Source organism: Pseudoxanthomonas sp. JC1303 (assembly GCF_058448525.1).
The window spans coordinates 896,619-923,467 of the sequence record NZ_CP185958.1 but is presented as its reverse complement, the minus strand read 5'-3'; the positions used below and the strand labels follow the sequence as shown (position 1 = coordinate 923,467).

At 69.5% G+C, this 26,849-nt stretch carries 19 protein-coding genes and 1 riboswitch; of the genes, 11 read left to right on the top strand and 8 right to left on the bottom strand.

Features of this window, described 5'->3' with window-relative positions; genetic code table 11:
• Window positions 1-124 precede the first annotated feature (124 nt).
• From ACORQU_RS04145 to gph, 7 genes are all read left to right on the top strand, one after another.
• Window positions 125-2,434, top strand: coding sequence for a S9 family peptidase (locus tag ACORQU_RS04145; protein ID WP_491643607.1), 2,310 nt, complete (start codon window positions 125-127; stop codon window positions 2,432-2,434).
• Between the two features lie 1,076 nt (window positions 2,435-3,510).
• A complete protein-coding gene (gene dinB, locus ACORQU_RS04140; RefSeq protein WP_491643606.1) occupies window positions 3,511-4,611 on the top strand; it encodes a DNA polymerase IV in 1,101 nt (366 codons plus the stop codon).
• 40 nt (window positions 4,612-4,651) lie between these two features.
• On the top strand, window positions 4,652-5,029 hold the full coding sequence (locus ACORQU_RS04135) for a hypothetical protein (RefSeq protein WP_491643605.1): 378 nt from the start codon (window positions 4,652-4,654) through the stop codon (window positions 5,027-5,029).
• A gap of 70 nt (window positions 5,030-5,099) precedes the next feature.
• Window positions 5,100-6,371 (top strand): TolC family protein, encoded by a 1,272-nt coding sequence (locus ACORQU_RS04130; protein WP_491643604.1) that lies wholly within the window; start codon window positions 5,100-5,102, stop codon window positions 6,369-6,371.
• Complete coding sequence (locus ACORQU_RS04125) at window positions 6,368-7,339, top strand: efflux RND transporter periplasmic adaptor subunit (RefSeq protein WP_491643603.1); 972 nt, start codon at window positions 6,368-6,370, stop codon at window positions 7,337-7,339. The genes ACORQU_RS04130 and ACORQU_RS04125 overlap by 4 nt, the downstream gene beginning before the upstream one ends.
• A 113-nt stretch (window positions 7,340-7,452) precedes the next feature.
• Complete coding sequence (locus tag ACORQU_RS04120; RefSeq protein WP_491643602.1) at window positions 7,453-10,638, top strand: efflux RND transporter permease subunit; 3,186 nt, start codon at window positions 7,453-7,455, stop codon at window positions 10,636-10,638.
• Between the two features lie 62 nt (window positions 10,639-10,700).
• A complete protein-coding gene (gph, locus tag ACORQU_RS04115; protein WP_491643601.1) occupies window positions 10,701-11,351 on the top strand; it encodes a phosphoglycolate phosphatase in 651 nt (216 codons plus the stop codon).
• A 75-nt stretch (window positions 11,352-11,426) separates the two neighbouring features.
• Here gph and btuB read toward each other — a convergent pair whose 3' ends face one another.
• The 5 genes from btuB to ACORQU_RS04090 form a co-directional block, all read right to left on the bottom strand.
• Window positions 11,427-13,304 carry a TonB-dependent vitamin B12 receptor gene (gene btuB / locus ACORQU_RS04110; protein ID WP_491643600.1) on the bottom strand — a complete coding sequence of 626 codons (1,878 nt, stop codon included), beginning with the start codon at window positions 13,302-13,304 and terminating at the stop codon, window positions 11,427-11,429.
• Window positions 13,305-13,450: 146 nt separating this feature from the next.
• Window positions 13,451-13,681, bottom strand: a riboswitch (cobalamin riboswitch).
• A 24-nt stretch (window positions 13,682-13,705) separates the two neighbouring features.
• On the bottom strand, window positions 13,706-14,080 hold the full coding sequence (locus ACORQU_RS04105; RefSeq protein WP_333909480.1) for a TfoX/Sxy family protein: 375 nt from the start codon (window positions 14,078-14,080) through the stop codon (window positions 13,706-13,708).
• Complete coding sequence (locus tag ACORQU_RS04100) at window positions 14,077-14,562, bottom strand: GAF domain-containing protein (protein ID WP_491643599.1); 486 nt, start codon at window positions 14,560-14,562, stop codon at window positions 14,077-14,079. The genes ACORQU_RS04105 and ACORQU_RS04100 overlap by 4 nt, the downstream gene beginning before the upstream one ends.
• Window positions 14,563-14,970: 408 nt before the next feature.
• Entirely contained in the window at window positions 14,971-15,336 is a 366-nt protein-coding gene (gene queD / locus ACORQU_RS04095) for a 6-carboxytetrahydropterin synthase QueD (protein WP_271644671.1), read from the bottom strand.
• Window positions 15,337-15,423: 87 nt separating this feature from the next.
• The gene (locus ACORQU_RS04090; RefSeq protein WP_271644672.1) at window positions 15,424-16,773 is read right to left on the bottom strand and encodes a DEAD/DEAH box helicase; all 1,350 of its coding nucleotides are present in this window, start codon (window positions 16,771-16,773) and stop codon (window positions 15,424-15,426) included.
• Between the two features lie 384 nt (window positions 16,774-17,157).
• Between ACORQU_RS04090 and ACORQU_RS04085 the strand changes: the two genes are divergently transcribed.
• On the top strand, window positions 17,158-17,922 hold the full coding sequence (locus ACORQU_RS04085) for a Crp/Fnr family transcriptional regulator (RefSeq protein WP_491643598.1): 765 nt from the start codon (window positions 17,158-17,160) through the stop codon (window positions 17,920-17,922).
• A gap of 6 nt (window positions 17,923-17,928) precedes the next feature.
• Here the strand turns inward: ACORQU_RS04085 and cydC are convergent, their stop codons facing one another.
• The gene (cydC, locus tag ACORQU_RS04080; protein WP_491643597.1) at window positions 17,929-19,578 is read right to left on the bottom strand and encodes a thiol reductant ABC exporter subunit CydC; all 1,650 of its coding nucleotides are present in this window, start codon (window positions 19,576-19,578) and stop codon (window positions 17,929-17,931) included.
• Complete coding sequence (gene cydD / locus ACORQU_RS04075) at window positions 19,575-21,263, bottom strand: thiol reductant ABC exporter subunit CydD (protein ID WP_491643596.1); 1,689 nt, start codon at window positions 21,261-21,263, stop codon at window positions 19,575-19,577. The genes cydC and cydD overlap by 4 nt, the downstream gene beginning before the upstream one ends.
• 138 nt (window positions 21,264-21,401) lie before the next feature.
• Here cydD and ACORQU_RS04070 point away from each other — a divergent pair, with 138 nt between their 5' ends.
• Genes ACORQU_RS04070 through cydX form a run of 3 tightly spaced genes read left to right on the top strand, consistent with a single transcriptional unit; the run spans window position 21,402 to window position 24,264 of the window.
• Window positions 21,402-22,976 (top strand): cytochrome ubiquinol oxidase subunit I, encoded by a 1,575-nt coding sequence (locus tag ACORQU_RS04070; protein WP_491643595.1) that lies wholly within the window; start codon window positions 21,402-21,404, stop codon window positions 22,974-22,976.
• Between the two features lie 10 nt (window positions 22,977-22,986).
• Window positions 22,987-24,135, top strand: a complete 1,149-nt coding sequence (gene cydB / locus ACORQU_RS04065; RefSeq protein WP_491643594.1) for a cytochrome d ubiquinol oxidase subunit II — start codon at window positions 22,987-22,989, stop codon at window positions 24,133-24,135.
• Window positions 24,136-24,162: 27 nt separating this feature from the next.
• Window positions 24,163-24,264, top strand: coding sequence for a cytochrome bd-I oxidase subunit CydX (gene cydX, locus ACORQU_RS04060; protein WP_130516512.1), 102 nt, complete (start codon window positions 24,163-24,165; stop codon window positions 24,262-24,264).
• 479 nt (window positions 24,265-24,743) lie between these two features.
• On the opposite strand, the gene ACORQU_RS04055 is transcribed toward cydX, so the two are convergent.
• Window positions 24,744-26,816, bottom strand: a complete 2,073-nt coding sequence (locus tag ACORQU_RS04055; RefSeq protein ID WP_491643593.1) for a hypothetical protein — start codon at window positions 26,814-26,816, stop codon at window positions 24,744-24,746.
• Window positions 26,817-26,849 lie beyond the last annotated feature (33 nt).

Sequence of the window (26,849 nt, the reverse complement as noted above, 5' to 3'; positions counted from 1 at the left end):
GCTCTGGGGACGACCGGGACCTTCGGCAGGGGAGGGGGCGTGCCCTGGGCGGTACGATCGCGTGTTCGCACGCGCGTTGGCCCCCCGGCCGCGGCGCCCGTCCCACCCTTACCTGGGGATCTGCATGCTCCTGAACTCCATCGCCCCGCGCCTGATCGGCGCCCTGGTCCTGACCGCCGCGGCGGCCAGCGCCGGTGCGGTCACCGAGGCCGACTACGCCCGGGCCGCCAAGCTGGCCTATGCCCAGCCGCTGGTCGACCACGCGGTGACCCGCGTGACCTGGCTGGACGCCAGCCACTTCGTCTACACCGACCACGACGCCAGCGGCGACCGCCTGCTGCAGACCGACACGGCCACCGGCAAGACCGCGCCGCTGTTCGATGCCGATGCGCTGGCCGCCGCGCTGACCACCCTGCTGGAGGCCAAGGACAAGCCGGTCAAGGCCGACAAGCTGGGCATCCGCGGCATCAGCACCACCGCCGGCGGCCGCTACCGCTTCTCCGTGCGCGGCACCGAGGTCGCCTGCGACGCGCAGGCGCATTGCGCCAAGGTCTATGCCAAGGCCGATGCCGAGCCCGGCGCCCTCTCGCCGGACAAGAAATCCGAGGCCTTCATCCGTGACTGGAACCTGTGGGTGCGCGACCTGGCCACCGGCAAGGAGACCCAGCTGACCACCGATGGCGTCACCGACTACGGCTACGCCACCGACAACGCCGGCTGGAAGCACACCGACATGGCCATCGTGGAGTGGTCGCCGGATTCGAAGAAGATCGCCACCTTCCAGCAGGACCAGCGCAAGACCAGCGAGATGTACCTGGTCAGCACCCAGGTCGGCGCGCCCAAGCTGGAGGCGTGGAAATACCCGCTGCCCGGCGACAAGGACGTGACCATGATCGAGCGCGTCATCATCGACGTGCCCACGCGCAAGGTCACCCGGTTGAAGATGGAGCCCGACCAGCACCGCTCCACCCTGTGCGATGACATCAGCTGCGGCCCCGATGGGGGGTGGGACGATGTGAAGTGGGCGCCGGACAGCAAGACGGTTGCCTTCGTGTCGACCTCGCGCTACCACAAGGACGCCTGGTTCCGCATCGCCGACGCGGACACCGGTGCGGTGCGCACCGTGTTCTCCGAGCACGTCAAGACCCAGTACGAAAGCGGCAACGGCGCCGCCAACTGGGCCTACCTGCCGCAGACCCACGAAGCGGTGTGGTTCTCCGAGCGCTCCAACTGGGGGCAGTTGTACCTGTACGACCTGACCACCGGCAAGCTCAAGCACGCCATCACCACCGGTGAGGGCAACGTCACCGAGATGCTCAAGGTCGACCCGGCCACGCGCACGGTGTGGTTCCGTGGCGTGGGCCGCACCGCCGGCATCAATCCGTACTACCAGCAGTTCTGGAAGGTCAGCCTGGACGGCGGCAAGCCGACCCTGCTCACCCCGGAAGCCAGCGACCACACCGTCTCGCTCTCGCCCGACGGCAAGCTGTTCGTCGATGCGTACTCGACCACCACGGTGCCGCCGGTGACCGTGTTGCGCAGCGCGGCCGACGGCCAGGACGTGGCCCCGGTCGCCAAGGCCGACATCACGCGCCTGAAGGCCATCGGTTGGGTCCCGCCGGAGCCGTTCACGGTCAAGGCGCGCGACGGCAAGACCGATCTGTACGGGATCATGTTCAAACCGTCCGACTTCGATCCGTCCAAGAAGTACCCGATCGTCAACTACATCTACCCCGGTCCGCAGACCGGCTCGGTGCGCGGGCGCAGCTTCCTGGCCACGCATGGCGACAACCAGTCGCTGGCCGAGCTGGGCTTCATCGTGGTGGCCATCGACGGCATGGGCACGCCGTGGCGCTCCAAGGCCTTCCACGACACCTGGTACGGCGACATGGCCGACAACACCCTGCCCGACCAGGTGGCCGGCATGAAGGCGTTGGGCGCCAAGTACCCGTGGATCGACCTGTCGCGCGCCGGCATCTGGGGCCACTCGGGCGGTGGCAACGCCTCCACTGCCGCGATCCTGCGTTACCCGGATTTCTTCAAGGTGGCCTGGTCGGAGAGCGGCAACCACGACAACCGGGGCTACGAGGACGACTGGGGCGAGCGCTACCAAGGCGAATTGATCGTCAGCAAGGACGGCAAGGGCAACTACGACAGCCAGGCCAATGCCTCGCTGGCGGGCAACCTCAAGGGCCACCTGATGCTGGTCCACGGCACGATGGACGACAACGTGCCGCCGTACTTGACCTTGCTGGTGGCCGATGCGCTGATGAAGGCCAACAAGGACTTCGACATGCTGATGATCCCCAACGTGCACCACGGCTACGGGGCGATGTCGGCGTACATCGCGCGCCGGCGCTGGGATTATTTCGTGCGTTATCTGGCGGGGGAGACGCCGCCGAAGGACTTCAAGCTGGAGGCGCCGAAGGATTGATCGGCGGTTGAGGGATTGATGTTGGGAAGGCCGGGCCTGGGGACAGGTTCGGCTTTTTCTTTGGTGCTTTCTTCGGTTGCTTGGCGTCTCCTTCGAAATGTTGGAGCAGGAGCTTTCACGCCCTGCGGGCGCGACTTCCTTTTGTCTTGGCAAAAGGAAGCAAAACCGCTACTCGCCGGGACGCACGTCGACGCTGCGCGTCGAGCCCCTGTGCTCCTCGCGAAGCAGGGCGCGGCGCCCAAACTCGCTTCGCTCAAACAGGGCGCCTCTTCGGCCCTGCTTCGCTGCGGTGCTCGGCGTGCTTTACGGCTCAGACAGGAGAAGCTGCAAGCAACAGTACAGCACAGCACAGCAACGGCAACGGCAACGGCAACGCACAGCAACTGCTTCAGGTGCGTCGAGCAGATTTTCGTGGCTCTGTTTGCGCCGCGGTGGGCAGGCTCAGCGAACGCCTTGCTCGACGCCTCTGTGTTTTCTTTTGCTTCTGCTTTGCGCTGTTGCCTTCAATCCCCCGTGAGGCACGGCGGAGGGGCGAGGACAAGACCCGTAGGGCACCGTGCAGGGATGCACGGTGTTTTTGGAAGGGACAAGGATGTCCCTTCCAAAAATCCCTCGGCCCGGAGCGGACCCGCGAAGCGGGCGTGCCGCCCGGGGCGTGTTTCTTTGCCTAGCTTTCTTTGCACGAGCAAAGAAAGTAGGTCGGGCGGCGAAGCCGCACGAAAGCTCTTGCTCTCGCTTCGCAAAGCCAAACAAACCAAACACCGAGGATGGTCCATGGATGCACGATGTTTTTCGGAAGGGGCAGGGATGTCCCTTCCAAAATCCTCTCTGCCCGCAGCGGATCTGCGCTTGGCACAGGCGTGCCGCCTCAGGGCGTGTGTCCAGACATTCGTCTGCTGAGAAGCGCTTCTTTGTTGACCTCTGTTTGCGCAAGCAAAGCAAGTGGATTGGCTGCGAGGCTCCACGAAAACGCTTGCCATTGGTCCAAGACGACCACGCGCAAACCGGGCAAGGCTCAGCCACGTCAACGAAGCGTCTCGCCCCCCGAGACCCCTCCGCGCGATACTGCGCATCCCATGCGCAAGATCCTCCACATCGACATGGACGCCTTCTACGCGTCGGTCGAACAACGCGACGACCCCGCCCTGCGCGGCAAGCCGGTCGTCGTCGGTGGCAGCGCGCTGCGCGGGGTGGTCTGCGCGGCCAGCTACGAGGCGCGCAAGTACGGCGTGCGCTCGGCCATGCCGGGCGTGCGGGCGCGGCGGCTGTGTCCCGACGCGATCTTCGTGCCGCCGGATTTCCCGCGCTATCGCGCGGTGTCACGGCAGATCCGCGAGATCTTCCTGCAGCACACCGACCTGGTGCAGCCGCTGTCGCTGGACGAGGCCTACCTGGATGTGACTGAGCCCAAGATCGCCTCGCCCAGTGCCACGGCCACCGCGCAGGCGATCCGCGCGCAGATCTTCGAGGCCACCCAGCTGACTGCTTCGGCCGGGATCGCCCCCAACAAGTTCCTGGCCAAGATCGCCTCGGACTGGAACAAGCCCAACGGGCAGTTCGTGATCAAGCCGGCCCAGGTCGAGGCCTTCCTCACCCCGCTGCCGGTCGGTCGCATCCCCGGGGTGGGCAAGGTGGCCGAGCGCAAGCTCGCCGAGATGGGCATCGCCACCGTCGGCGACCTGCGCGGCTTCACCCGGGAAGACCTGCAGCAGCGCTTCGGCCGGTTCGGCGAGGCGCTGTACCGGCGCGCACGCGGCATCGACGAGCGCCCGGTCGAGCCGGACCAGCCGGTGCAGTCGATTTCGGCCGAGGACACCTTTGCCGAGGATCTGCCGCTGTCGGCGCTGGAACCGGCCATCGTGCACATGGCCGAGCGTGCCTGGATCGCGACGCGCAAGACCGACCGCATCGGCCACACCGTGGTGCTCAAGCTCAAGACCGCACAGTTCCGCATCCTCACCCGCAGCTTCACGCCCGAGGCGCCGCCGGCCTCGCTGGCCGAGTTCACTCGCATCGCCCTGTCGCTGCGCGAGCGCGTGGAGCTGCCGGCCGACACGCGCTATCGGCTGGTGGGCGTGGGCCTGGGCGGCTTCCGCGAGCGTGACGAAGTGGTGCTGCAGGGCACGTTGTTCGACGAGGACGCCCTCGCCATGGGCGATGACCATCCGGTCAGTTGAGATTGTCTAACGCCGTGGCCGCGCACTAGCATCGCCGGCCATGCTCCCGCGTTCCGCCCGTCCGGTTTCCCTTTGGCTGCGCCTGCCCGCGCTCGCGCTGCTGCTGTGGGCGGTGCTGGCCAATCCGGTCCTGGCCGCGGTGGGCGACCTGCACGAGGCCACGCGTGGGGCCGCCGAACACCTGCACCAGGCCGACGCGCACGCGCTGGCTGATGATGTGCAAGACCACGACGATGCCGATGACCTGCTGCACGCGCTGATGCATGCCGCGCACTGTTGCGGGCATCCCACCGCCATCCCGTCGCACGTGGCGATCCCGCCGGTCGTGGCCATGTCCGGTGGCTGGATTCAGGGCGTGGTGCTGTCTACCCGCTCACATGCGCCCGCACTGACCCTGCGTCCGCCGATCGCGGCCTGATGCGCTGCCGCGCGCTGCGCCCCTGAAGGGCGCCGCGCGCGTTTCGTCATCGCCCTTTCGGAGATTCCCCATGTGGTTGCGACTGGCGGCATTGGCCGTCTTCGTGATCGTGCCCTGTGCGTTCGCGCAGGACCGGTCGCCGGCTCCCCTGAGCCTGGATGACGCGCTCATGCGCGTGTCCGACACCCATCCCACCCTGCGCCTGCTGGCCGGTGAGCGCCCCGCGCTGGAGGCGCGCGCGCAGGCCGCGGCGCTGAAGCCGCCCCTGACGCTCGGCGTCGATCTGGAAAACGCGCTCGGTACCGGCCAGACGCGCGCCTTCGACGCGGCCGAACTGACCGTCTCCCTGTCCGGCGTGCTGGAGCGCGGCGGCAAGCTGGATGCACGCCGCGCCCTGGCCCAGGCCAACCTCGACGCGTTGGCGCCACGGCGCGAAACCGCGCGCCTGGACCTGCTGGCCGAGGTGGCCCGGCGCTACCAGGCGATCGTGGCGGCGCAGCGCGAGGAGGCCATCGCCCGGCTGGACATCGACCAGCGTCAGCGCGCCGTGCAGGCCGCGCGCGCCCGGCTGCGGGCCGGTGCCTCGCCCGAGTCGGTCCTGCTCACCGCGCGGGCGCAGCTGGCCCAGGCCGAGCTGGATCGCGATCGCGCGCGCCAGGCCGATCGCGCCGCCCGTCTGGCCCTGGCTGTGCTGTGGGGCCAGCGCGAGGCAGACTTCTCCGCCGTCAGCGGCAGGCTGGACCGCCTGCCCGCGTTGGAATCCTTCGACGCGCTGGCGCAGTTGCTCGAACGGACGCCGGAACTGGCCGAGGTCGCCGGCCAGGCGCGCGTGCAGGAGGCTCAGCTGCGCCTGGCCCGGAGTGAGGGCCAGGCCGACCTGCAATGGCAGCTTGGCGTGCGCCGGCTGCAGGACACTGATGACACCGCGCTGGTCGCCGGGCTGAGCCTGCCGCTGGGCAGTGCACGCCGCGCCGCGCCTGGAATCCGCGCCGCGCAGGCCGACCTGGCGCAGAACGCGCTGCAGCGCGACGCGGTCCTGCTGCAGCTGCACGCGACCCTGGCCGAGGCGCACGGCCGCTACCTCACCGCACGCCTGGAGGTGCAGCGCCTGGACGATGAGGTGCTGCCAAGGCTGCAGCAGGCCGAGCGCGCCGCCGAGCAGGCCTGGCGCGCCGGGGCCATCAGTTATCTGGAGTGGGCGCAGCTGCAAGGCCAGCGCGTGACGGCGCTGCGGCGCCAGCTCGACGCCGCCGTGCAGGCCCAGACCGCCCTGATCGAACTGCAGCGGCTGACCGGGCAGCCGCTCGTCGCTGCCCGTGCACCGCAGGAGAGCACGCCATGAATCCCACTTTCCGTTTCCCGACGCTGCTTCTGCTGCTGGCCGCGCTGCTGGCGGGCGGCTGCGGCCAGACCCCACCGGCCGCAGCCGACGCACATGCCGATGAAGACCACGACGCAGCGCATGACGCGCAGACCGAGGAGGCACATGCCGAGGCCGCCGTGATTCCTGCGGCCATCGCGCATGAGGCCGGCATCCGGGTCGCGCCCGCAGGGCCTGGCACGATCTCCGATACACACGAAGTGCAGGGCCTGCTGACGCCGGTCGATGGTCACATCGCCGAAGCGACGGCGCGCTTTCCCGGTCCGGTCCGCAGCCTGCGGGTCAGCGTCGGCGACAGCGTGCGCGCCGGCCAGACCCTGGCCACGGTCGAAAGCAATCTCAGCCTGACTTCCTACCCGGTGACCGCGCCGATTGCCGGGGTGATCAGTGCGCGCCATGTGCAGCTGGGCAGCGCGGTGGGCGAAGGCGCGGCGCTGTTCGAGATCGCCGACCTGTCCACGCTGTGGGTGGACCTGCACATCTTCGGCAGCGACACCCAGCACATCACCGCCGGGGTGCCGGTCACCGTGACCCGCATGAGCGATGGCGTCAGCGCCGACACCACGCTGGCGCGCATCCTGCCCGGGACCGCGACCGCCAGCCAGAGCACGGTGGCCCGCGCCACGCTGCGCAACACCGACGGGCGCTGGCGACCCGGCGCGGCGGTCACCGCGCGCATCGTGGTGGCTTCCACGCCCGCCGCGCTGGTCGTGCCATTGACCGCGTTGCAGACCATGGAGGGGCGGGACGTCGTGTTCGTGCGCGAAGGCGACGAGCGCTACCTCGCGCGCCCGGTTCGGCTCGGGCAGCGCGACGGACGCAAGGTCGCGGTGCTGAGCGGTCTGACCGCAGGCGAGCAGGTCGTGGTCGAACAGAGCTATGTGGTCAAGGCCGACCTCGGCAAGGCGGGTGCCGGTCATGCGCATTGATCCCCACGCGTCGCCCGCTTCCATCGAGCCCAACAGGTTGTCGCAGGGCCTTCGCAGCGCGCGGTTTCCCTCGCCCGAAGCGCGTCTGACCACCCCGTGCGGAGGACGCCTCCATGCTTGAGTCCATCCTGCGCGCCAGCATCCGTCATCGCTGGCTGGTGCTGGCACTGACCGGCGTGCTCATCGCGGTGGGCGGCTACAGCTTCACCCGGCTGTCCATCGATGCCACGCCCGACATCACCAACGTCCAGGTCCAGATCAACACCGGTGCGCCGGGGTATTCGCCGCTGGAGGCCGAACAGCGCATCACCTTCCCAGTGGAGACGGTCATGGCCGGTCTGCCGGGTCTGGAATCCACCCGCTCCCTGTCGCGCTACGGGCTCTCGCAGGTCACGGTCGCCTTCAACGATGGCACCGACCTGTACTTCGCCCGCCAGCAGGTGGCCGAACGCCTGCAGCAGATCCGCTCGCAGCTGCCGGACGGGCTGGATCCGCAACTGGGCCCCATCGCCACCGGCTTGGGGGAGATCTTCTCCTACACGGTCGATGCCGCGCCGGATGCGCGCAAGCCCGATGGCACCCGCTACACCGCCACCGACCTGCGCACCCTGCAAGACTGGGTGATCCGCCCGCAGCTGCGCACCGTGCCCGGCGTCACCGAGGTCAACACCGTCGGCGGCTATGCGCGGCAGATCCACATCACCCCGGACCCCGCGCGGCTGCGGGCGCTCGGGCTGACCCTGGACGACGTGGTCCAGGCCGTGCGCATCAACAACCAGAACGTCGGCGCCGGTTACATCGAGCGCAACGGCCAGCAGTTCCTGGTGCGCATCCCCGGCCAGGTCGATGGCCTGCGGCAGCTGGGCGACATCGTGCTGGCGCGTCGACAGGGCGTGCCGATCCAGATTCATGACGTGGCCGAGGTCGCCGAGGGGCCGGAACTGCGCAGTGGCGCGGCGACCCAGGACGGCCATGAGGTGGTGCTGGGCACGGTGATGATGCTGGTGGGTGCCAACAGCCGCGCCGTGGCCCAGGCCGCCGCCGACAAGCTCCAGGTCGCCCAGCGCAGCCTGCCGCCGGGAGTGAGCGCCACACCCACCTACGACCGCACCGCCCTGGTGGACCGCACCATCGCCACCGTGGCCCGCAACCTGGTGGAAGGCGCGCTGCTGGTGATCGTGGTGCTGTTCGTGCTGCTGGGCAACCTGCGCGCGGCGTTGATCACCGCGGCGGTGATTCCGCTGGCGATGCTGTTCACCCTGACCGGCATGGCCCGCGGCGGCGTGTCGGCCAACCTGATGAGCCTGGGCGCGCTGGATTTCGGCCTGATCGTCGATGGCGCGGTGATCATCATCGAGCACTGCCTGCATCGCTTTGCGGAGCGTCAGCAGGCGTTGGGGCGGGTGCTCACCGATGACGAGCGCTTCGAGGAAACCGCCAGGGCCAGCGCCGAGGTGATCCGGCCCAGCCTGTTCGGCCTGGGCGTCATCACCGCAGTCTATCTGCCGATCTTCGCGCTGACCGGGGTGGAGGGAAAGATGTTCCACCCCATGGCGATCACCGTGGTGCTGGCGCTGAGCGGGGCGATGCTGCTGTCGCTGACCTTCGTGCCGGCGATGATCGCCCTGTGCCTGGGGCGTCGCGTGCACACCCGGGAAAATCTGGTCATGGGCTGGCTGCGACGGCGCTACATGCCCCTGCTCGATGCCAGCCTGCGGCATGCGCGCGCGGTGGTGATCGGGGCGGCGGCCCTGGTGGTCCTCAGTGGCCTGCTCGCCACGCGGCTGGGCAGCGAGTTCGTGCCGCAGCTGGACGAAGGCGACATCGCCATGCACGCCATGCGCATCCCCGGCACCTCGCTGACCCAGTCGGTGGACATGCAGCTGAAGGTGGAGGCCCGCGTGCAGCGCTTTGCCGAAGTGGCGCACGTGTTCTCCAAGATCGGCACGCCCGAGGTCGCTTCCGACCCGATGCCGCCCTCGGTGGCCGACACCTTCATCATGCTCAAGGACCGCGCGGACTGGCCCGATCCACGCAAGCCCAAGGCCGCGCTGGTCGAAGAGATCGAAGCGGCCGTGCGCCAACTGCCCGGCAACAACTACGAGTTCACCCAGCCGATCCAGATGCGCATGAACGAGCTGATCTCCGGCGTGCGCGCCGACGTGGCCATCGCCCTGTACGGCGATGACCTGGACACCTTGCGCCAGGTCGGCGCGCGCATCGAGGCGGTGGCGCGGGGCGTGCCCGCCGCGGCCGATGTGCGCCTGGAGCAGACCGATGGCCTGCCGCTGCTGTCGGTGCTGCCCGATCGCGTCGCCCTGGCCGGCTACGGCCTCAATGCCGGCGATGTGCAGGCGACCGTCGCGACCGCCGTCGGTGGCGAGGTGGCCGGGCAGCTGTTCGAGGGCGATCGCCGCTTCGATATCGTGGTGCGCCTGCCCGAAGCCCTGCGGTCCGACCCGGCGGCGCTGGCCGACCTGCCGGTCTCGCTGGCCCCGGCACTGGAAGGCGATGACGCCGACGAGACCGGCAACGTCGGCGGCTGGAACGAGGCGCGCGCTTCTGGCCCTGCGCCACGCACCGTGCCGCTGCGCGAGGTCGCCCGCATCCAGGCCAGCGAGGGACCCAGCCAGATCAACCGCCAGGACGGCAAGCGCCGCATCGTGGTCACCGCCAACGTGCGCGAGGGCGACCTGGGCAGTTTCGTCCAGCGCCTGCGTGCGGCGATCGACGCCCAGGTGACGCTGCCTACCGGGTACTGGATCGCCTACGGCGGCAGCTTCGAGCAGCTGGTGTCTGCGAGCCGGCGCCTGGCGATCGTGGTGCCCGCCACCCTGGTGCTGATCTTCGCGCTGCTGTTCTGGGCGTTCGGCTCGGCGCGTGATGCGGCAGTGGTGTTCTCCGGAGTGCCGCTAGCACTGACCGGCGGCGTGCTGGCCTTGGCGATACGCGGCCTGCCGCTGTCGATCTCGGCCGGGATCGGGTTCATCGCGCTGTCCGGCGTGGCCGTGCTCAACGGGCTGGTGTTGGTGAGCTTCGTGCGTGATCTACGCGCGCAAGGCACGGCCGTGGCCGATGCCGTGCGCGAGGGGGCGTTGGGCCGACTGCGGCCGGTGCTGATGACCGCGCTGGTGGCCTCGCTCGGCTTCGTGCCGATGGCCTTCAATACCGGCGCCGGTTCGGAAGTGCAGCGGCCGCTGGCCACGGTGGTGATCGGCGGGATCGTGTCCTCCACGCTGCTCACCCTGCTGGTGCTGCCGCTGCTGTATCGCTGGGCGCATCGGCGCGAGGCGGCATGATCCGGCCGCGACAGGGGCCGGGCGTAGAATGCCGCTCCCATGTCGCTGCCGGAGTCCATGCCTTGTCCTTTCCACACCCGCTGGTGATCTTCGATCTGGATGGCACGCTGGTGGACAGCGCGCCGGACATCGCCGAGGCCGTCAACCGCACGCTCACCGACTGGAAGCTGCGTAACTTCGACCTGGACCAGATCACCAACTGGATCGGCGAAGGCTCGCGCCAGCTGATCACCTACGCGATGCGCGCGGCCGGCAGCGAGGTCGACATCGACGAGGTGATGCCCGGCTTCCTCAAGCACTACGGCGACACCGCGCTGGACGGGCAGCTCTATCCAGGCGTGGCCGAGACCCTGGCCGCGCTGCATGCGCAGGGCGTCAAGCTGGCGGTCTGCACCAACAAGCCCGGACAGTTCGTGCGTCCGCTGCTGGAGGCGCGCGGCGTGCTGCAGTATTTCGACGGCATCGTCGCCGGTGACACGCTGCCCCAGCGCAAGCCCGCGCCCGAGCCGCTGTGGCACCTGGTCGAGCAGTTCGGCGCGGCGCTGAAGAGCTGCCTGATGGTGGGTGATTCGGAAAGCGACGCGGTCTCGGCGCACAACGCCGGCATGCCGCTGGTGATGGTGCGCTACGGCTATCGCAAGCAGTACGACCTGGACGCGGCCGGCGCCGTGGCGGTGCTGGACACGTTCCCGCAGCTGCTGCAGCTGGCCTGACGGCCCGGTCTTCCTGCGCAAACAAAAAGCCGGCATCCCTGCCGGCTTTTTGCTGTGTGGCCAAACGCGTCTGGCTTACTGCCTGGCCTGCCAGCGCACGCTGACCATGTACTCGCGACCGGGCTGGTTGTACCAGGCCACGGTCTCGTAGTCGCGGTCGAACACGTTGCTGGCCTTGGCCTGCAGCGTCCACTCCGGGGTCAGCGCATAGGCCACGCGCACGTCCAGCGTGGCATAGCCGCCCAGGCGGTCGGTGTTGGCGGCGTTGTCGTAGCGCTGGCCGGCGGCGTTGCCGGTCAGTCCCACGCGGAAGTCGCCGATCGCATAGTCCAGATCCAGCCGCGCCGTGTCGCGTGCGCGACGCGCCAGCCAGTTGTCGTGATTGGCGCCATCGCCGTCGTCGCGCGCGTCGGCGTGGCTGAGCTGGGCGTTGATGTCCAGGCCGGCCAGGGTGATGAAGCCGGTCAGCTCGGCGCCGCGGATCTTCGCCTTGTCCACGTTGACCACGTTGAAAGCCGTGTCGTAGCCGATCAGGTCCTCGATGCGGGTCTCGTAGGCGTTGAAGGTCCAGTTCCAGCCCTGGCCGTACTGCGCCAGCCCCAGGTTGAGCGACTTGCTCTTCTCCGGCTTGAGATCCGGGTTGCTGAAGCCCGGGTAGTACAGGTCGTTGAAGTTGGGCGCCTTGAAGCCGGTGCCGGCGCTGGCGGTGAACTTGAACCCGTCGCCGAAGCCGAAGCCATAGCCCAGGCTGCCGGTGGTGTGCGAGCCGAACTGCTCGTTGTCGTCGTTGCGCACCGAGGCCTGCAGCGACTGGGCGCCGAAGGTGCCCTGGTACTCGGCGAACACGCCGGTGTTGTCGCGGTCGGCCACCTCGTAGTCGGTGGTGCTGGTGACCTGGTCGTTCTGCCAGTCGCCGCCGAGGGTGATCGTCTGGCCTTCGGCGAACTGGTAGTCGGCCTGCGCCGAGGCGGTGTCGCGACGCGTGTCGAAGGTGCTGACATAAGTGCGCGTCCCGGTGCCGGCATCGACGTAGTGATTGTCGGCCTGGTCGTCGTTGCGCCCGGCCTGCACCGTCAGCTTGAACGCCTCCGACGGCGTCCAGGTCAGCTTGCCGCCGGCCACGCGCTGCAGGTTGTCGGCGAGGTTGCCGCCAAAAAGGCTGCCGTCGAATTCGTTGGTGCTGTCGGCGTTGAGGAAGTTGCCTTCCAGGGCCAGCGTGTCGGTGAGGCGGTACCCGGCGCGCAAGCCGAAGGAGGTGTTCTTGTAACCGTCGCGGTCTGGCTCGTCGGCATAGCAGCCAGCGCCGAACGGGGCCTCGGCATTGCCGGCGGTGCCGAGGCAGGCGTTGATGCCGTCGGTTTCCTGGTAGCCGGCGTTGGCCGACAGCCAGCCGCGATCGCCGCGGTAGCTGAAGCCGGCGCTGTGGTTGCGCAGGTCGTGGGTGCCGAAGCCGGCCTGGGCATAGGTGGTCAGGCCCTGGCCACCGTCACGGGTGAAGATCTGGATGACGCCGCCGATGGCCTCGGAGCCGTACAGGCTCGAGCGCGGGCCGCGCACGATCTCGATGTGGTCGATCTGCGCCACCGGCAGGTCCTGGAATGCGGCCAGCCCGGCGGTGACCGAGCCGATGCGTACGCCATCGACCAGGACCAGCACGTGGTCCGATTCGGTGCCGCGCAGGAACACACTGGTCAGCTTGCCCGGTCCGCCCTGGTTGGCGATGTTGATGCCGGCGCGGCCGGCCAGCAGCTCCGGCAGAGAGGTCGCCTGGCTGCGCTCGATCTCGGCGCGGGAGATGACCTGGATCGGAACCAGGCTGTCCTGCACGGCGACCTCGGTGCGGGTGCCGGTCACGGTGACCTGATCAAGGTCGGTGGCCGTCTCGGCGGTCTGGGCGCCGGCATTGGCGGAAAGCCCCAGCGCGATGGCCAGGGAAAGCAAGCGGTACTGCATGGTGTCGTGTACTCCGTCGCGCGCCCCGCGCGCATGGAAAGCAGGGGAGGAGCTGCACGCGAAGGAAGACAGGCGGACGGCACGCGCCTGGGAAGGTCGCGCGGTACCCGCGACGCCCTCCGCATCGCAACCGGTGGTGGGCCCAAAGGGACCCGTGCTGTCAGGCCGGTCTCCGGGCTTGCGAGCTGGAAGTGCTGGACTTCCGCCGTCGCGCCTTCCCGTGCGCCCGAGGGCACACAGTGGCCGATGCGTTGGCATGGCTCGCTTACCGTTGCGGGGGCAGCGCCGGAATCGTCCCCTCCATGGGGCTCACCGGCTTCCCGTTTCAACCCGCGGCGCGGTGCGCGCAGCAGGTCACCTGAAAGCGGCGCGGATTGTACGCGATCCCGGGCCGGCCGACCTCAGTCGTCGTGTCCGCCGGGGCTGTCGAGGAAGTCGAACGTGGGCGCGCTATCGCCCTCTTCGCTGCCCTGGGTGGTGGTGACCGGCGCGGCGGCGGGGCGGCCGCGCGGGGGCGGCAGGGCCGCGGCGGCTTCCTCGACCTGCGCCACCATCTCCTGGCGCCGGGCCTCGGGCACGTCCTGCCACTGGCAGCCGCGCAGTGCGCCTTCCAGGGAGTAGAGCAGGTTGAGGCTGGGACGGAAGCCGGCGCGCTTGATCCGCATGAAGGCGTCCACCGCACCGGCCGCGCGCAGGTCCTCCTCACTGCGCAGGCCGACCTGGCGCAGCCACGCGGCGGACTTGGGCCCGATATTGCGCAGCTGCGTGATGCTCATGCCAGGGCCTCGACCCAGGCGGCGGCGATGGCTTCGATGCCGCGTTGGTCGTCCTCGTCGAAGCGGCCCACCAGCGGGCTGTCGATGTCCAGCACGCCAATCAGAGCGCCCTTCTTGACCAGGGGCACCACGAGCTCCGAGCGCGAAGCCGCGTCGCAGGCGATATGGCCGGGGAAGGCTTCCACGTCGTGCACGCGCTGGGTCTGGCCGGTGCTGGCGGCCGCGCCACACACGCCCTTGTCCAGGGCGATGCGCACGCAGGCCGGCAAGCCCTGGAACGGGCCGACCACCAGCTCGGTGCCATCAAAGAAATAGAAGCCCGCCCAATTGAGGTCGGGCAGCGCGTTGAAGAGCAGGGCCGAGAGGTTGGCCGCGTTGGCGATGCGATCGGCTTCGCCGTACATCAGGCCGCGCGCCTGCTCCAGCAGCTGGGCGTATTGCTCGGGCTTGGTGCCCGAAAGGGTCTGGCTGGCAAATGACATGGCACGATTCTACGCCGCGCCTCTGGATTCGGACTGTCATTGGCGTTGCGCATCAACGCGGTGGCGCGGTGGCGCCCGGGACACGCGCAGGCGGTCGCTCGTGGTGGCGTCGGCGCGCCCGGGGACAGCCGCGCGGGCATAAAAAAAGCCCGACAGGGGGAGGGACCTGTCGGGCCGGGATTTGTGCGGGGGGAGGGACCCACACAAATTGGGGTGCGTGGCGTGAAACGCCTGCGCTGAATCGGGATCGTGTCGCTGGCGAAGAAGTGGCCGGTGGCTCGATGTTGCGACGCAGCATATCGAGCGTTCTGGTGCATTGCAACACGCTTAGCGCGCATGACCGACGAACGGTTCAATTTCGTTTCAGCAGGACGAAATCACGTCAAGAATCTGACGAAATTTCGTCGGTCAGCCCGCTGCGGGCCCGCGATAGCGGCTGCCGGCGGTGCAGGTTTCGTGCACCACGACCTGGCTCAGCAACGGCAGGGCCGGCTTGAGGTGGTCCCAGATCCATTCGGCGATCCGCTCGCTGGTCGGGTTCTCCAGGCCCTGGATGTCGTTGAGGTAGTGGTGGTCCAGCCGGTCGTAGAGCGGCTTGAAGGCCGCCTTGACGTCGGCGAAGTCCATGACCATGCCGGTGTGCGGGTCCAGCGGGCCGCTCAGATGCAGTTCGATGCGAAAGGAGTGGCCGTGCAGGCGTGCGCACTTGTGGCCCTCGGGCACGTTGGGCAGCCGGTGCGCGGCTTCCAGGGTGAAGACCTTGAAGATGTCCATGGCGACATTCTCGAACCGGCGCCAAGGCACCGGCAAGGGGAAGAGGGGGCGGACGCGCCGGCGATCCGGCACGTCCGCCGTCTTGGCTTACTGCGCCGGGCGCGGGCTGCCCTGGCGGCGTCCGCCATCGCGACGCCCGCCGTTGTTCGGCGCGCCGCCGCCATGCTTCTTCGGACCGGCATGGGCATGACGCGGGGCGTCGCCGTGCGGACGGCGACCGTGGCGACGCGGCGGCCGGTTGCCGCCGGGCTGCTCGGCCTTGCCGGGCGCGCTGTTGCCCCAGCGGATCGGCGTCTGCGGCACGAAGCCGGGCACATCCTTGATCTCCAGGTCGCGATCGAGCAGACGCACGATCTGGCGCAGCAGCTTGGCGTCCTCCTGCGCGACCAGCGACACCGCCTCACCGGTGGAGCCGTTGCGGCCGGTGCGGCCGATGCGGTGCACGTAGTCCTCGGCCACCATCGGCAGGTCGAAGTTGATGACCTTCGGCAGCTCGTTGATGTCGATGCCACGCGCGGCGATGTCGGTGGCCACCAGCACGCTCACCTTGCCGGCCTTGAAGTCACGCAGCGCGCGCAGGCGCTGGGCCTGGCTCTTGTTGCCATGGATGGCCGCGGCCTGGATGCCGGACTTCTCCAGGAAGGTGGCCAGCTTGTCGCTGCCGTGCTTGGTCTTGGCGAACACCAGCGTCTGCACGCGGGAGTCTTCGGCCAGCAGGTGCAGCAGCAGCTCGCGCTTGCGGCTGGCGTCGACCGGGTGCACGCGATGGGTGATGGTCTCGGCCACGGTGTTCTTCGGGGTGACCTGGATTTCCAGGGGGTCGTCCATGAACTCGCGCGCCAGCGCCTTGATCGGCTCGGCGAAGGTGGCCGAGAACAGCAGGGTTTGACGGTTCTGCTGGGGCAGCTTGGCCAGAATGCGCTTGATCGAGGGCAGAAAGCCCATGTCGAGCATGCGATCGGCCTCGTCCAGGATCAGGACCTCGATGCCCGACAGGTCAACGCTGCGACGGTCCAGATGGTCCAGCAGCCGGCCCGGGCAGGCGATCACCAGGTCCACGCCACGACGCAGCGCATCCAGCTGCGGGCCCATGCCCACGCCGCCGTAGATGGTGGTCGAGGGAATGCGCAGGTACTTACTGTAATCGCGCAGGCTCTCGTGGACCTGGGTGGCCAATTCGCGGGTCGGGGTGAGGATCAGTGCGCGCGGCCGGCGCGCGCCGCGACCCACTTCCTGCGGGGTGGTGCCCAGGTGCTGCAGCAGCGGCAGGCCGAAGGCGGCGGTCTTGCCGGTACCGGTCTGCGCGCCGGCCAGCAGATCGCGACCTTCCAGTGCGGGCGGGATGGCCTGCTCCTGGATCGGGGTGGGATTTTCATAGCCCTGCTCGGCCAGCGCACGCAGCAGGAACGGGGCAAGCCCCAGGGTTTCAAACGACATTGGAAAGCTCCGGATGAACGCCCGGTCCCGCGGAAAACGCCACGCCCGCGACGCACCAGGCGCCACGGGCCGCGAAAGCCGTTGGATAGAGCGTGTGTTGCCCGAAGCGTTCCCGAACCGCGCTGCGAGTAACCTTGGATAGCGGCGCTGCCGGTAGTGGCAAGACCGTCTTTGCGAAGCGAGAAGGCGTCGGAGGATGGGCTGGCACGGGGCGTTGGAGCCGGTCCGCGCCGCAGGTCCCTTCTGGGGAAACACGACTGCCGCTAAAGCGAAGCCCGCGCATGTTAACCGATCCGCGGGCGCACGGGGGGCTTTTCACGCAGGTCCGGGTGTCAAAGCGGCGTTATCATGGCGCCTTCGCCGCAACGGGGAGCCGCCGCGTCCATGACCCTGCGCATCCATCGACACGCCAGCGAGGCCGGCACCACACGCAGCGATGTGGCCGAGCGCCACGCCGCCGAACATGGCTGTGGCGCCTGCGTCGTGCGCCACCTGGCCGTCTGTACCGCGCTGCCGGCCGACCGCGCCCAGGCGCTGGAGCAGATGTCCGGCGACGTGGAACTGGAGCCCGGGCAGCTCCTGGCCCGGGAAGGCGAGGCACGCAAGTACGTGTTCACCGTGACGGCCGGGGCCCTGCGCCGGACCCGCACCCTGGCCGATGGCCGCCGCCTGGTGGCCGGCTTCCTGATGCCCGGGGACTACATCGGCTTCAGCGGGGCGCCGCGCTACCGGCACACCATCGAGGCCATCGTCGGCTCCACCCTGTGCGCGGTCTCGCGCGAGGACATGCGCGCGCTGTGCGAGGCGCATCCAGGCCTGGAGCACGAGCTGATGGAACGCGCCTGCGTCGAGCTGGACGCCACCCGCGACAAGTTGATGTCGCTGGCGCGCATGACCCCGCCCGAGCGCCTGGCCGGCTTCCTGCTGGACATGGCCGGTCGCCGCCGCCGGCAGGGGCTGGACGATGCGGTCCTGCAGCTGCCCATGACCCGCACGGACATCGCCGACTACCTGGGCCTGACGATCGAGACGGTGAGCCGCTGCTTCACCCGCCTGCGCGGCGAGGGCCTGATTGCCACGCCGGAGCCGCACACCGTGCAGTTGCTCGATCGCAAGCGCCTGGACGCCCTGGCCGAGGCCAGCGGCTAGGGCGCCCTAGGCCACCGGGCGCAGGCGGCCGCCTTCCAGCTGGTAACGCGCATCGGCCCAGCCCACCGGCAGGGCGTCGTGGGTGATGACGATCACCGTGCGCCCGGCCGTGGTGCGGGCGATATCGGCCAGCAGCAGGTGCGCGGTATCCACGTCCAGGCCTTCGGTGGGTTCGTCCAGCAGCAGGACCGCGGCTTGGCGCAGCAGGGCGCGGGCCAGGGCGATGCGCCGGGCCTGGCCGGCGGACAGGGTGCGTCCATGCTCGCCCAGCCAGGCGTCCAACTGTCGGGGCAGCCCACGCACCAGCGTGTCCAGCCGTACCTGGGCCAGCACCTCCCACAGACGTGTGTCATCGGCTTCCGGCGCGCCCAGGCGCAGGTTCTCGCGCACGCTGCCGGCGAAGACCGGGGCATCCTGCGGCAGCCAGGCGATCTGGCGGTGCCAGTCGGCCTGCGCCAGTTGGCGCACATCCGTGCCGGCATAGTGGATGACGCCGCCGTCCGGATCGCACAGGCGCAGTAGCAGAGCGACCAGCGAGCTCTTGCCCGCGCCACTGTCGCCGCCGATGGCGACACGACATCCGGCGGGGATGTCCAGATCCAGGTCCTGCAGGACGTGGCGAGGCTGCCCCGGCCAGCGCAGGCCGACACCCTCCAGCGACAGCGCCCCGGCTGACGGCATCGGCGCGGGCACGGCCGGTTCGTGCACCTGCGGCCGATCGCCAACGCTGGTGCGCAACCGGGACCGCGCGCTGCGGGCGGCCTGCAGTTCGCGCCAGGCCAGCGCGGCACCCGCGCAGGCTTCCAGGGTGGCCACGGTCATGAAGAACAGGCCGGCGGCGGCCGGCGCGCCCAGCTGTCCGGCGGCCGCGGCGGCCAGCAGCACCCCCAGCATCGCGGCCAGGGTGAGCGCGTTGCCCAGCCCGTGGGCCAGGGTGCCGTAGGCCAGGATGCGCTTGCGTTCGCGTTCGCGCTCGGCCAGCTGAAGGCTTGAAGCCTCGATACGGGCGCCCCATTCGGCCTGGGCGTGCAGGGCGGCCAGGTCGCCGGCGCCCTGGACGCCGTCGAGCACGTCGGCACGCAGGGTGGCCCGGGCCTGGGCGCGCGCGTGCTCCTGGGCATGCGCGCCGCGGGTGGTCAGCCACGGCAGCAGGCCGGCCAGGGCCAGGCATGCGGCCAGCAGGACCAGGCCGGCCGCCGGCAGGGCGAACAGGGCCACGCCGCAGGCGATGAGGATCAGCACGCCCAGGGCCAGCAGCGGGCCGATCGCGCGCACCAGCCCGCCTTCGACGCGCTCGATGTCGGCCACCAGCTGGGACAGCAACTCGCCGGTGCGCAGCCTTCCCAGGCCCAGTGGCGCCAGCGGCAGGGCCTTGCGGAAGAAATCCACCCGCAGGTCGCGGCCGATGCGCAGAGTGACATCGTGGCCGACCAGCTTTTCGAAATAGCGCGAGAGGATGCGTACGAAGGTCAGCCCGCGGATGCCGGCCGACGGGCCGAACAGGTTGAAGCCCAATGCGCCCACCCCCGCCAGCGAGGCAGCGGTGAGGAAATGTCCGGCCAGTCCCAGCAGCGCGGTGCCGGCCAGCAGGGTCAGGGTGAGCAGCGCAAGGGTCAGGGCGATGCCGCGGCGGTGCGGGGCGAGGATCGCGTTCATGCCGCCTCCCTTGCCGATTCGAGCCGACCCTGCGGCAGCCACAGCACCTGGCCGACGCGGCGCATCACCGCCTCGCTGTGGGTGGCGATCACCAGCGTGCGGCCGCGCGCGAAGGCCAGCAGGGCGTCCAGCAGCGCCGCCTCGGTGTGCGGGTCGAGGAAGGCGGTGGGTTCGTCCAGCAGCAGGACCTGCGGATCCTGCAGCAGCAGCCGGGCCAGCGCCACGCGCCGGGCCTGTCCGCCGGACAGGCCAAAGCCACCTTCGCCGATGCGGGTCTGCAGGCCTTCGGGCAGGGCCTCGGTGAAGGCGAGCACCTGGGCCGCGCGTGCGGCACGCTGCACCTCTTCTGGCGTCGCCTGCGCCGCGCCCAGGCGCAGGTTCTCCTCGATGGTGCCGCAGAACAGATGGGGGCGTTGGGGCGCGTAGCCGATGCGCAGGTCCGGCGCGCGCAACAGCTGGCCCTCGCTCGGCTGCATCCAGCCGGCCAGGGCTTCCAGCAGGGTGCTCTTGCCGCAACCGCTGGGGCCGGCCAGGGCCAGGCGCTGTCCGCACTGCAGGTCGAAGGACAGGTCCCGCAGCACCGCTGCGCTGGCCCCGGCGTACTGAAGGCTCAGGCCCGAGGCCCGGACCTGGACGCGCGCCGGCAGCGCGGCGCCGTCCTGTTGCGCGATGCGGGGCGAGGCGTCGGATTCCAGCGCCGCGTCGATCTGGGCGACGGCGGCCAGGGCGCCCGCGCGGTCGTGGTAGTGCGCGGCCAGGCGTCGCAAGGGCGCGTACACCTCCGGCGCCAGCAGCAGACAGAACAGCCCGGTGGCCAGGCTCAGCGGCGTGCCGCGCAGGTCGAGCATGCCCAGGTAGCTCAGCCCCAGGTACAGCGCGACCATCGCCACGCCCATCGAGGCGAAGAACTCCAGCACGGCCGAGGACAGGAAGGCGATGCGCAGCACCTTGAGGCTGCCTTCGCGCACGCCGTCGGCGGCCTCGCGCACGCCTTCCAGTTCCTGCGCGGCGCGGCCGTACAGGCGGATCAGGCCAAGCCCGCGCAGGCGGTCGCCGAAGCGCGCGCCCATCCGTGCCAGCGCCCCGAGCTGGCGATCACTGGCGGCCTGTGCGCCCCAGCCCACCAGCGCCATGAACACCGGAATCAGCGGCAGGGTGACCAACAACAGCGTGCCCACGATGCGATCGGCCCAGAAGGTGGCGGCGACCAACGCCAGCGGCACCCAGGTGATCTCGGTGCGTGCCAGGAGAAACCCGCCGACGTAGCCATCCAGGGCATCGACATGCGTGCCGGGCAGCTCGGCCAGTGCACCGGCGCGTTGGTGGCGCAGCCACAACGGCCCCTGCGCCTGCATGCGGCGGACCACGTCCATGCGCAAGGTGTGGCGCAGGGTCTCGACGGCTTCGTCGGCCTGGTGCCGGGCGAACCAGCCCAGCAAGGCCCGTGCACCGGCAACGCCGAGCAGTCCGGCCAGCAGCGGCAGCACCGTCTGCAGAGGGCGCTGGTCGACCAGCACGCGCTGCGCGGCGAGCCCGATCAGGGCCGCCTGCGCCGCCAACGCGATTCCCGAGATCACGGTGGCCGCGCCCGCCAGGCGCAGGCGACCGCGCACCGGCTTGGCCAGGGCCTGCAGTCGCTGGCCAGCATGCTTGGCAGGATCGGGCGGGGCGGCAGAATGACTCACGGCAGGTCGCGTCGTGCCCGGCACCGGGCGATGGCGAAAGTGTGCCGGAAAACGGCGGCCGGCCACCTTGATCCAGATCAAGGTCATTCCTCCGGGGCGGGGGCATCCTGGCGCCAATCCCACCAAGTCGATGCCGCCATGCCGGACATGATCGTCGCCGAACTCAGCAGACTGCAGTTCGCGCTCACCGCGCTCTACCACTTCCTGTTCGTCCCGCTGACGCTGGGACTGTCCTTCCTCATCGCCATCATGGAAAGCGTCTACGTGATGACCGGCCGCGATGTCTGGCGACGGATGACCCTGTTCTGGGGCACGTTGTTCGGCATCAACTTCGCCATGGGCGTGGCGACCGGCATCGTCATGGAGTTCCAGTTCGGCACCAACTGGTCCTACTACAGCCAGTACGTCGGCGACATCTTCGGTGCGCCGCTGGCCATCGAGGGGCTGATGGCCTTCTTCCTGGAGGCGACCTTCATCGGCCTGTTCTTCTTCGGCTGGGACAAGCTGAGCAAGGTGCAGCACCTGGTGGTGACCTGGCTGGTTGCGCTGGGCTCGAACCTGTCTGCGCTGTGGATCCTGATCGCCAACGGCTGGATGCAGTACCCGGTCGGGGCGAAGTTCAATCCGGACACCATGCGCATGGAAGTCACCGACTTCGCCGCGGTGTTGTTCAACCCGGTGGCGCAGGCCAAGTTCGTGCATACCGTCAGCGCGGGCTATGTCTGTGGCGCGGTGTTCGTGATGGCCATCAGCGCCTTCTACCTGCTGCGCGGGCGGCACCTGGAGTTCGCCAAGCGCTCAATGGCCGTGGCCGCCAGCTTCGGCCTGGCCGCCAGCTTGAGCGTGGTGGTGCTGGGTGACGAGAGCGGATATGTGGCCGGCGAGAACCAGAAGATGAAGCTGGCCGCCATCGAGGCCATGTGGGAGACCGAACCCGCACCGGCCGGCTTCAACGCCTTCGCCATTCCCAACCAGGACACGCGCACCAACGACTACGCCGTGCACATCCCCTGGGTGATGGGCCTGATCGGCACACGCTCGTTCAATACCGAGATGCCGGGCATCCTGCCGCTGGTGGACCGGGCGCGCGAGCGCATCCGCAGCGGCCAGCAGGCCTACGCGGCCCTGCAGACCCTGCGCGCGGATCGCAGCGACATGGACGCGCGCAAGACCTTCGACGCGCACTGGGACGATCTGGGCCATGCGCTGCTGCTCAAGCGCTATCGCGACGACATCCTCAATGCCAGCAACGAGGAGATCGACAAAGCCGCCTTCGACACCGTCCCGCGCGTGGCGCCGCTGTTCTGGCTGTTCCGTGCCATGGCCGGGCTGGGCTTCTACTTCATCGCCTTCTTCGCCGTGGCCTTCTGGCTGGCCAGCAAGCACACGCTGCACGAGAAGCGCTGGTTCCTGAAGCTGGCGTTCTGGAGCCTGGCCCTGCCGTGGGTGGCGATCGAGGCCGGCTGGATCGTGGCCGAGTATGGCCGCCAGCCCTGGATCATCGACGGGGTGCTGCCGACCTTCTTTGCCGCCTCCGGCCTGAAGCTGCACCAGATCCTGATCAGCCTGGGCGTGTTTGTCGGTCTCTATACGACCCTGGCGGTGATCGAGGTCTACCTGCTGCGCAAGACCATCCTCAAGGGCCCCACCGAGGTCTCCGGTGGACGCCAGCCTGATACCACCGGCGCCCCGCTCGCCGCCGTCAACGCCTGAAGGTCACCCCATGGATACGATTCCGCTTAACTACGAAACCCTGCGCTTCATCTGGTGGCTGCTGCTGGGCATCCTGCTGATCGGCTTTGCGATCATGGATGGCTTCGATCTGGGCGTGGCGACCTTGCTGCCCGGCGTGGCGCGCACCGACAACGAGCGCCGCCAGGTCATCAACGTGGTCGGCCCGGTGTGGGAAGGCAACCAGGTGTGGTTGATCCTCGGCGGCGGCGCGATCTTCGCCGCGTTCCCGGCGCTGTACGCGGTCAGCTTCTCCGGCTTCTACCTGGCGATGATCCTGATCCTGTTCGCGCTGATCCTGCGGCCGGTCGGCTTCAAGTTCCGCAGCAAGCTGGAAAATCCGACCTGGCGCGCGACGTGGGACTGGCTGCTGTTCGTCGCCGGGCTGGTGCCGGCGCTGGTGTTCGGCGTGGCCATGGGCAACGTGCTGGTCGGTGCGCCGTTCCGCTTCGACGACTCGCTGCGCACGATCTACGAAGGCGACCTGTTCGGCCTGCTGATGCCCTTCCCGGTGCTGTGCGGCCTGGTGAGCGTGGCGATGCTGGCCGCGCACGGGGCCGGCATGCTGGTGATCAAGACCAGCGGCGAGATCCAGGCCCGCGCGCGTCGCCTGGGCAGCGTGGCCGCACTGGCCGCGGCGGTGCTGTTCGCGCTTGCCGGCGTGTGGCTGGCGCTGGGCATCAAGGGCTACCAGTTGACCGGCGCACTCGACCATGCCGGGCCCTCCAATCCGCTGGCCAAGCAGGTGGAAGTGGTCGCCGGTGCCTGGATGAGCAACTACCACGCCCTGCCGTGGACCTGGGTCTTCCCGGTGGTGGGCGTGGTGGCCTTCCTGGCCTGCGCGGCGCTGCTGCGGGCCGGGCGCGAAATGCCTTCGTTCCTGGCGTCGGCCGTGGGTATCGCCGCGATCATCCTGACCGAGGGCGTGGCAGTGTTTCCCTTCATGCTGCCGTCCTCGCTGGATCCGCGTTCCAGCCTGACCCTGTGGGACGCCTCGTCCAGCCACATGACCCTGTTCATCATGCTGGTGGCGACGGCCGTGTTCCTGCCGATCATCCTGGCCTACACCACCTGGGTTTACCGCGTGCTGCGCGGCAAGGTCGGCGACGATGCCGTGGCCCGCAACCCCAACGCCTACTGACGGCGCCCAACCTTAGGAGCAACGACGATGTGGTACTTCTCATGGATCCTGGGCGTAAGCCTGGCCTGCTTCTTCGCCATCCTCAATGGCATGTGGTTCGAAATGCGCGAGGACGCGCGCAAGCGCTGACCCTCGGCGCCAGATGAAGCGAGGCCCGCCGTGAGGCGGGCTTTCTTTTTGGCCTCTCCTGATCGAAGCGTGGTAGCGCTTGGGTCTGCAGCTTCGGACGGGAATCGGTCCGGCGGGCGTGGGGCAGAGTGGACTGGATGTCGTGACGACGCGCGGGTGTGCGCGGGGTCATTGCGGACCGACGCAAATCCCGTGGGAGCTGCCATGGCGGCGATGGGGCTTTCCCGGTAGAGCCGCATCGCCGCCATTGGCCGAAAAGGCCGCAAGGGCGGCTGCCACCGAAACGCGAGCCTCGGTCAATTCCACGCATCGGCCGTGGAGGCTAGCCGAGGATCAGCGCCCGGCCGGGTCGAGGCTGGTGGGCGAAGTCCGCTCGCCGATCCGCGGCTCATGCCGTCAACTGATTCGCGTCCCGCACGCATGCCAAGCATCTGTTCTCTTGTCGGCCGCCGGCCGGACGTATGCGGCGCCGGACGCGTTCACTCGTGCGTGGACGGATCGGCCAGGAACACCGTGCTCCACAGCTGCGCGGCGTTGGACTCGTCCTCGTGTGCGCCCTGCGCGCCGAAGGGCTCGATCCGGTAGCGCCCCTGTTCCCAGCGCCAGGACCACAGTTCCGAGGTGCGCACCGCGCCGGCCGCCTTGATCAACTCTAGCAGCCGTGCCTGTGCCTGCTGCAGCTGCATGCGCACGGGCGCGGGCAGGTCATCGCGCGCCAGCTGGCGACGCAGCCCGGCCAGCATCACCGCCTGCTGCCAGGCCCACACCACAGTACCGTGGTAGGCCTGCGGCCCCAGGCGCGCCCAGGCGGCCTGGCCTGCGAAGACCGGGTTGGCGACCACCATGCCCACATCGGTGATCAGCCCAGCCGGGAAGGGGCGCATCACCGCGGCCACCTCGCGTGCCAGCGTGTCCGGATCGGGCCGGCCAAACAGCAGCCCAAAGCCAACATCCGAATGCAGCACTGGCACCGGTCGCCCGTCCGCGTCCAGCGACAGGGCCGGGAACGTCAGTCCATCGTCGCCAAGCGATGCCACGGCCGGCTCGACCGGTACGCCGAGTTGCCGCGCATAGACGCGCAGCGCGGCGTCGGCCTGCGTGGCATCCAGGCGCACGTCGAACAACGCGCGCGCCTGACGTTCCCATGCGTCCGCGCGTGCGGCCGCCGCGCGCAGGGCCTGCCGTTGCGCATCGTCGGCGACGCCATCCAGCAGGCCGCTGTCGACGAAGGCGCCGATCGCGCGCAGCGCCGCCGGCATCCAGACCACGTTGACGTCGAAGGGATAGCGTCCGCGGCCCAGGCCTTCCTCGCTGTCACGCCACTGGCCGGTCATGCGTCCGGGCTTGAGTGCCAGCAGGTGGTCGAAGGTCGGCGCGGCGGCGAAGGCCTCGCTGTTGCGCGCGACATGCAGCAGGTTGCGCAGCAGCGCCTGGCCATTGCTGCTGTGTTGCAGCTCGTTGCGGGCGGCGAGAAAGGCACGGGCGCGCGCCTGGCCGCGCGGATCCTCGACCAGCCAGGCCGCCATCACCGGCGCCAGCATGTAGTCGCCGTCGATCATGCCGTAGTCGTAGATCGGCGCATCCGAACGCGTACCGTCGCTGGCCAGATGACGCAGGATGGCGAACTCGCCGATGTCCTCCTCGTGCGCCACTTCGCCCTGCGGCGACAGGCGCGCGAGCACCGCGCCCAGCCCGGCCTCGACCGCCGCGGGCTGCAGCACGGGCATCAGCAGGCGCGTGGACATCAGCGTGTCGCGGCCGAAATAGGTATCGAAGCGCCACGAGCCGGCGAGGAACTTCTCGCGATAGCTCAGAAACTGCAGCGCATCGCGCATGCGCGGATCGGGCGCGGCCTTGGCGTTGAGCAACTCCCCACCGGCCAGCGGGGTCAACGGCGTCTCGCCGGTCGAGGCGAACAGGCGCAGGTGCACGGTGCCGTTGGGACGCTCCGGTTCCAGCGTGATCGTGCCCGCCTGGGACACGACCCGGCCCTGGGTGATCTCCAGGGCGACGCGGTAGCCGGGGGCGCCGTCGAGCCGGCGCCGTGCCCAGCTGATGCGTTGCGCCGCGACCTGTGCCTCGGTCTTCACCTGCGCGGGGATGGGCTGGCCCAGCTGCACATCGCGCAGCACGCGGATGCTGCCCAACGCCGCCTTGTCCAGGGTCAGCGGGCCACCGCGCAGTGCGAGTTCGGCCACGACGCCGTGCATCGCCGGATCGTCGCCCGGCGGCTGCGCCCGCACCGACTGCAGCGTCCACTGCACCGGTGCGGTGGTCGGTGCGAACCACACCGCCACGCCGCTGTTGCCGGCCGGAAACGCGACCAGCAGGCGCGGGCGCGTGCCGCTGGTGGCCAGCACGTGCGCGGCCACCGGCCCATCCCGGTAGAAGGCGTTGGTGGTGGCGCCCTCGTCGATGCGGAACTGCAGTGCTTGAGCGCCGGCCGTGGCGGGCGCGAGCGTGGTCAGCAGCGCGGCGAGGGCAAGCCGTCGCAGAGAGCGGCCGAGCGACGCCGGCAGGCGCGCACCGGTGGGAGTCAGGGTCTGGGTCATCCGATCGTTCCTTGTCCTGGTTCATCAACGACG

Excerpts from the sequence above, each read along its gene's own strand:
- ACORQU_RS04145 (WP_491643607.1), top strand. The coding sequence starts at position 125 with ATGCTCCTGAACTCCATCGCCCCGCGCCTGATCGGCGCCCTGGTCCTG.
- dinB (WP_491643606.1), top strand. The coding sequence starts at position 3,511 with ATGCGCAAGATCCTCCACATCGACATGGACGCCTTCTACGCGTCGGTC.
- ACORQU_RS04135 (WP_491643605.1), top strand. The coding sequence starts at position 4,652 with ATGCTCCCGCGTTCCGCCCGTCCGGTTTCCCTTTGGCTGCGCCTGCCC.
- ACORQU_RS04130 (WP_491643604.1), top strand. The coding sequence starts at position 5,100 with ATGTGGTTGCGACTGGCGGCATTGGCCGTCTTCGTGATCGTGCCCTGT.
- ACORQU_RS04125 (WP_491643603.1), top strand. The coding sequence starts at position 6,368 with ATGAATCCCACTTTCCGTTTCCCGACGCTGCTTCTGCTGCTGGCCGCG.
- ACORQU_RS04120 (WP_491643602.1), top strand. The coding sequence starts at position 7,453 with ATGCTTGAGTCCATCCTGCGCGCCAGCATCCGTCATCGCTGGCTGGTG.
- btuB (WP_491643600.1), bottom strand. The coding sequence starts at position 13,304 with ATGCAGTACCGCTTGCTTTCCCTGGCCATCGCGCTGGGGCTTTCCGCC.
- ACORQU_RS04105 (WP_333909480.1), bottom strand. The coding sequence starts at position 14,080 with ATGAGCATCACGCAGCTGCGCAATATCGGGCCCAAGTCCGCCGCGTGG.
- ACORQU_RS04100 (WP_491643599.1), bottom strand. The coding sequence starts at position 14,562 with ATGTCATTTGCCAGCCAGACCCTTTCGGGCACCAAGCCCGAGCAATAC.
- queD (WP_271644671.1), bottom strand. The coding sequence starts at position 15,336 with ATGGACATCTTCAAGGTCTTCACCCTGGAAGCCGCGCACCGGCTGCCC.
- ACORQU_RS04090 (WP_271644672.1), bottom strand. The coding sequence starts at position 16,773 with ATGTCGTTTGAAACCCTGGGGCTTGCCCCGTTCCTGCTGCGTGCGCTG.
- ACORQU_RS04085 (WP_491643598.1), top strand. The coding sequence starts at position 17,158 with ATGACCCTGCGCATCCATCGACACGCCAGCGAGGCCGGCACCACACGC.
- cydC (WP_491643597.1), bottom strand. The coding sequence starts at position 19,578 with ATGAACGCGATCCTCGCCCCGCACCGCCGCGGCATCGCCCTGACCCTT.
- ACORQU_RS04070 (WP_491643595.1), top strand. The coding sequence starts at position 21,402 with ATGCCGGACATGATCGTCGCCGAACTCAGCAGACTGCAGTTCGCGCTC.
- cydB (WP_491643594.1), top strand. The coding sequence starts at position 22,987 with ATGGATACGATTCCGCTTAACTACGAAACCCTGCGCTTCATCTGGTGG.
- cydX (WP_130516512.1), top strand. The coding sequence starts at position 24,163 with ATGTGGTACTTCTCATGGATCCTGGGCGTAAGCCTGGCCTGCTTCTTC.
- ACORQU_RS04055 (WP_491643593.1), bottom strand. The coding sequence starts at position 26,816 with ATGACCCAGACCCTGACTCCCACCGGTGCGCGCCTGCCGGCGTCGCTC.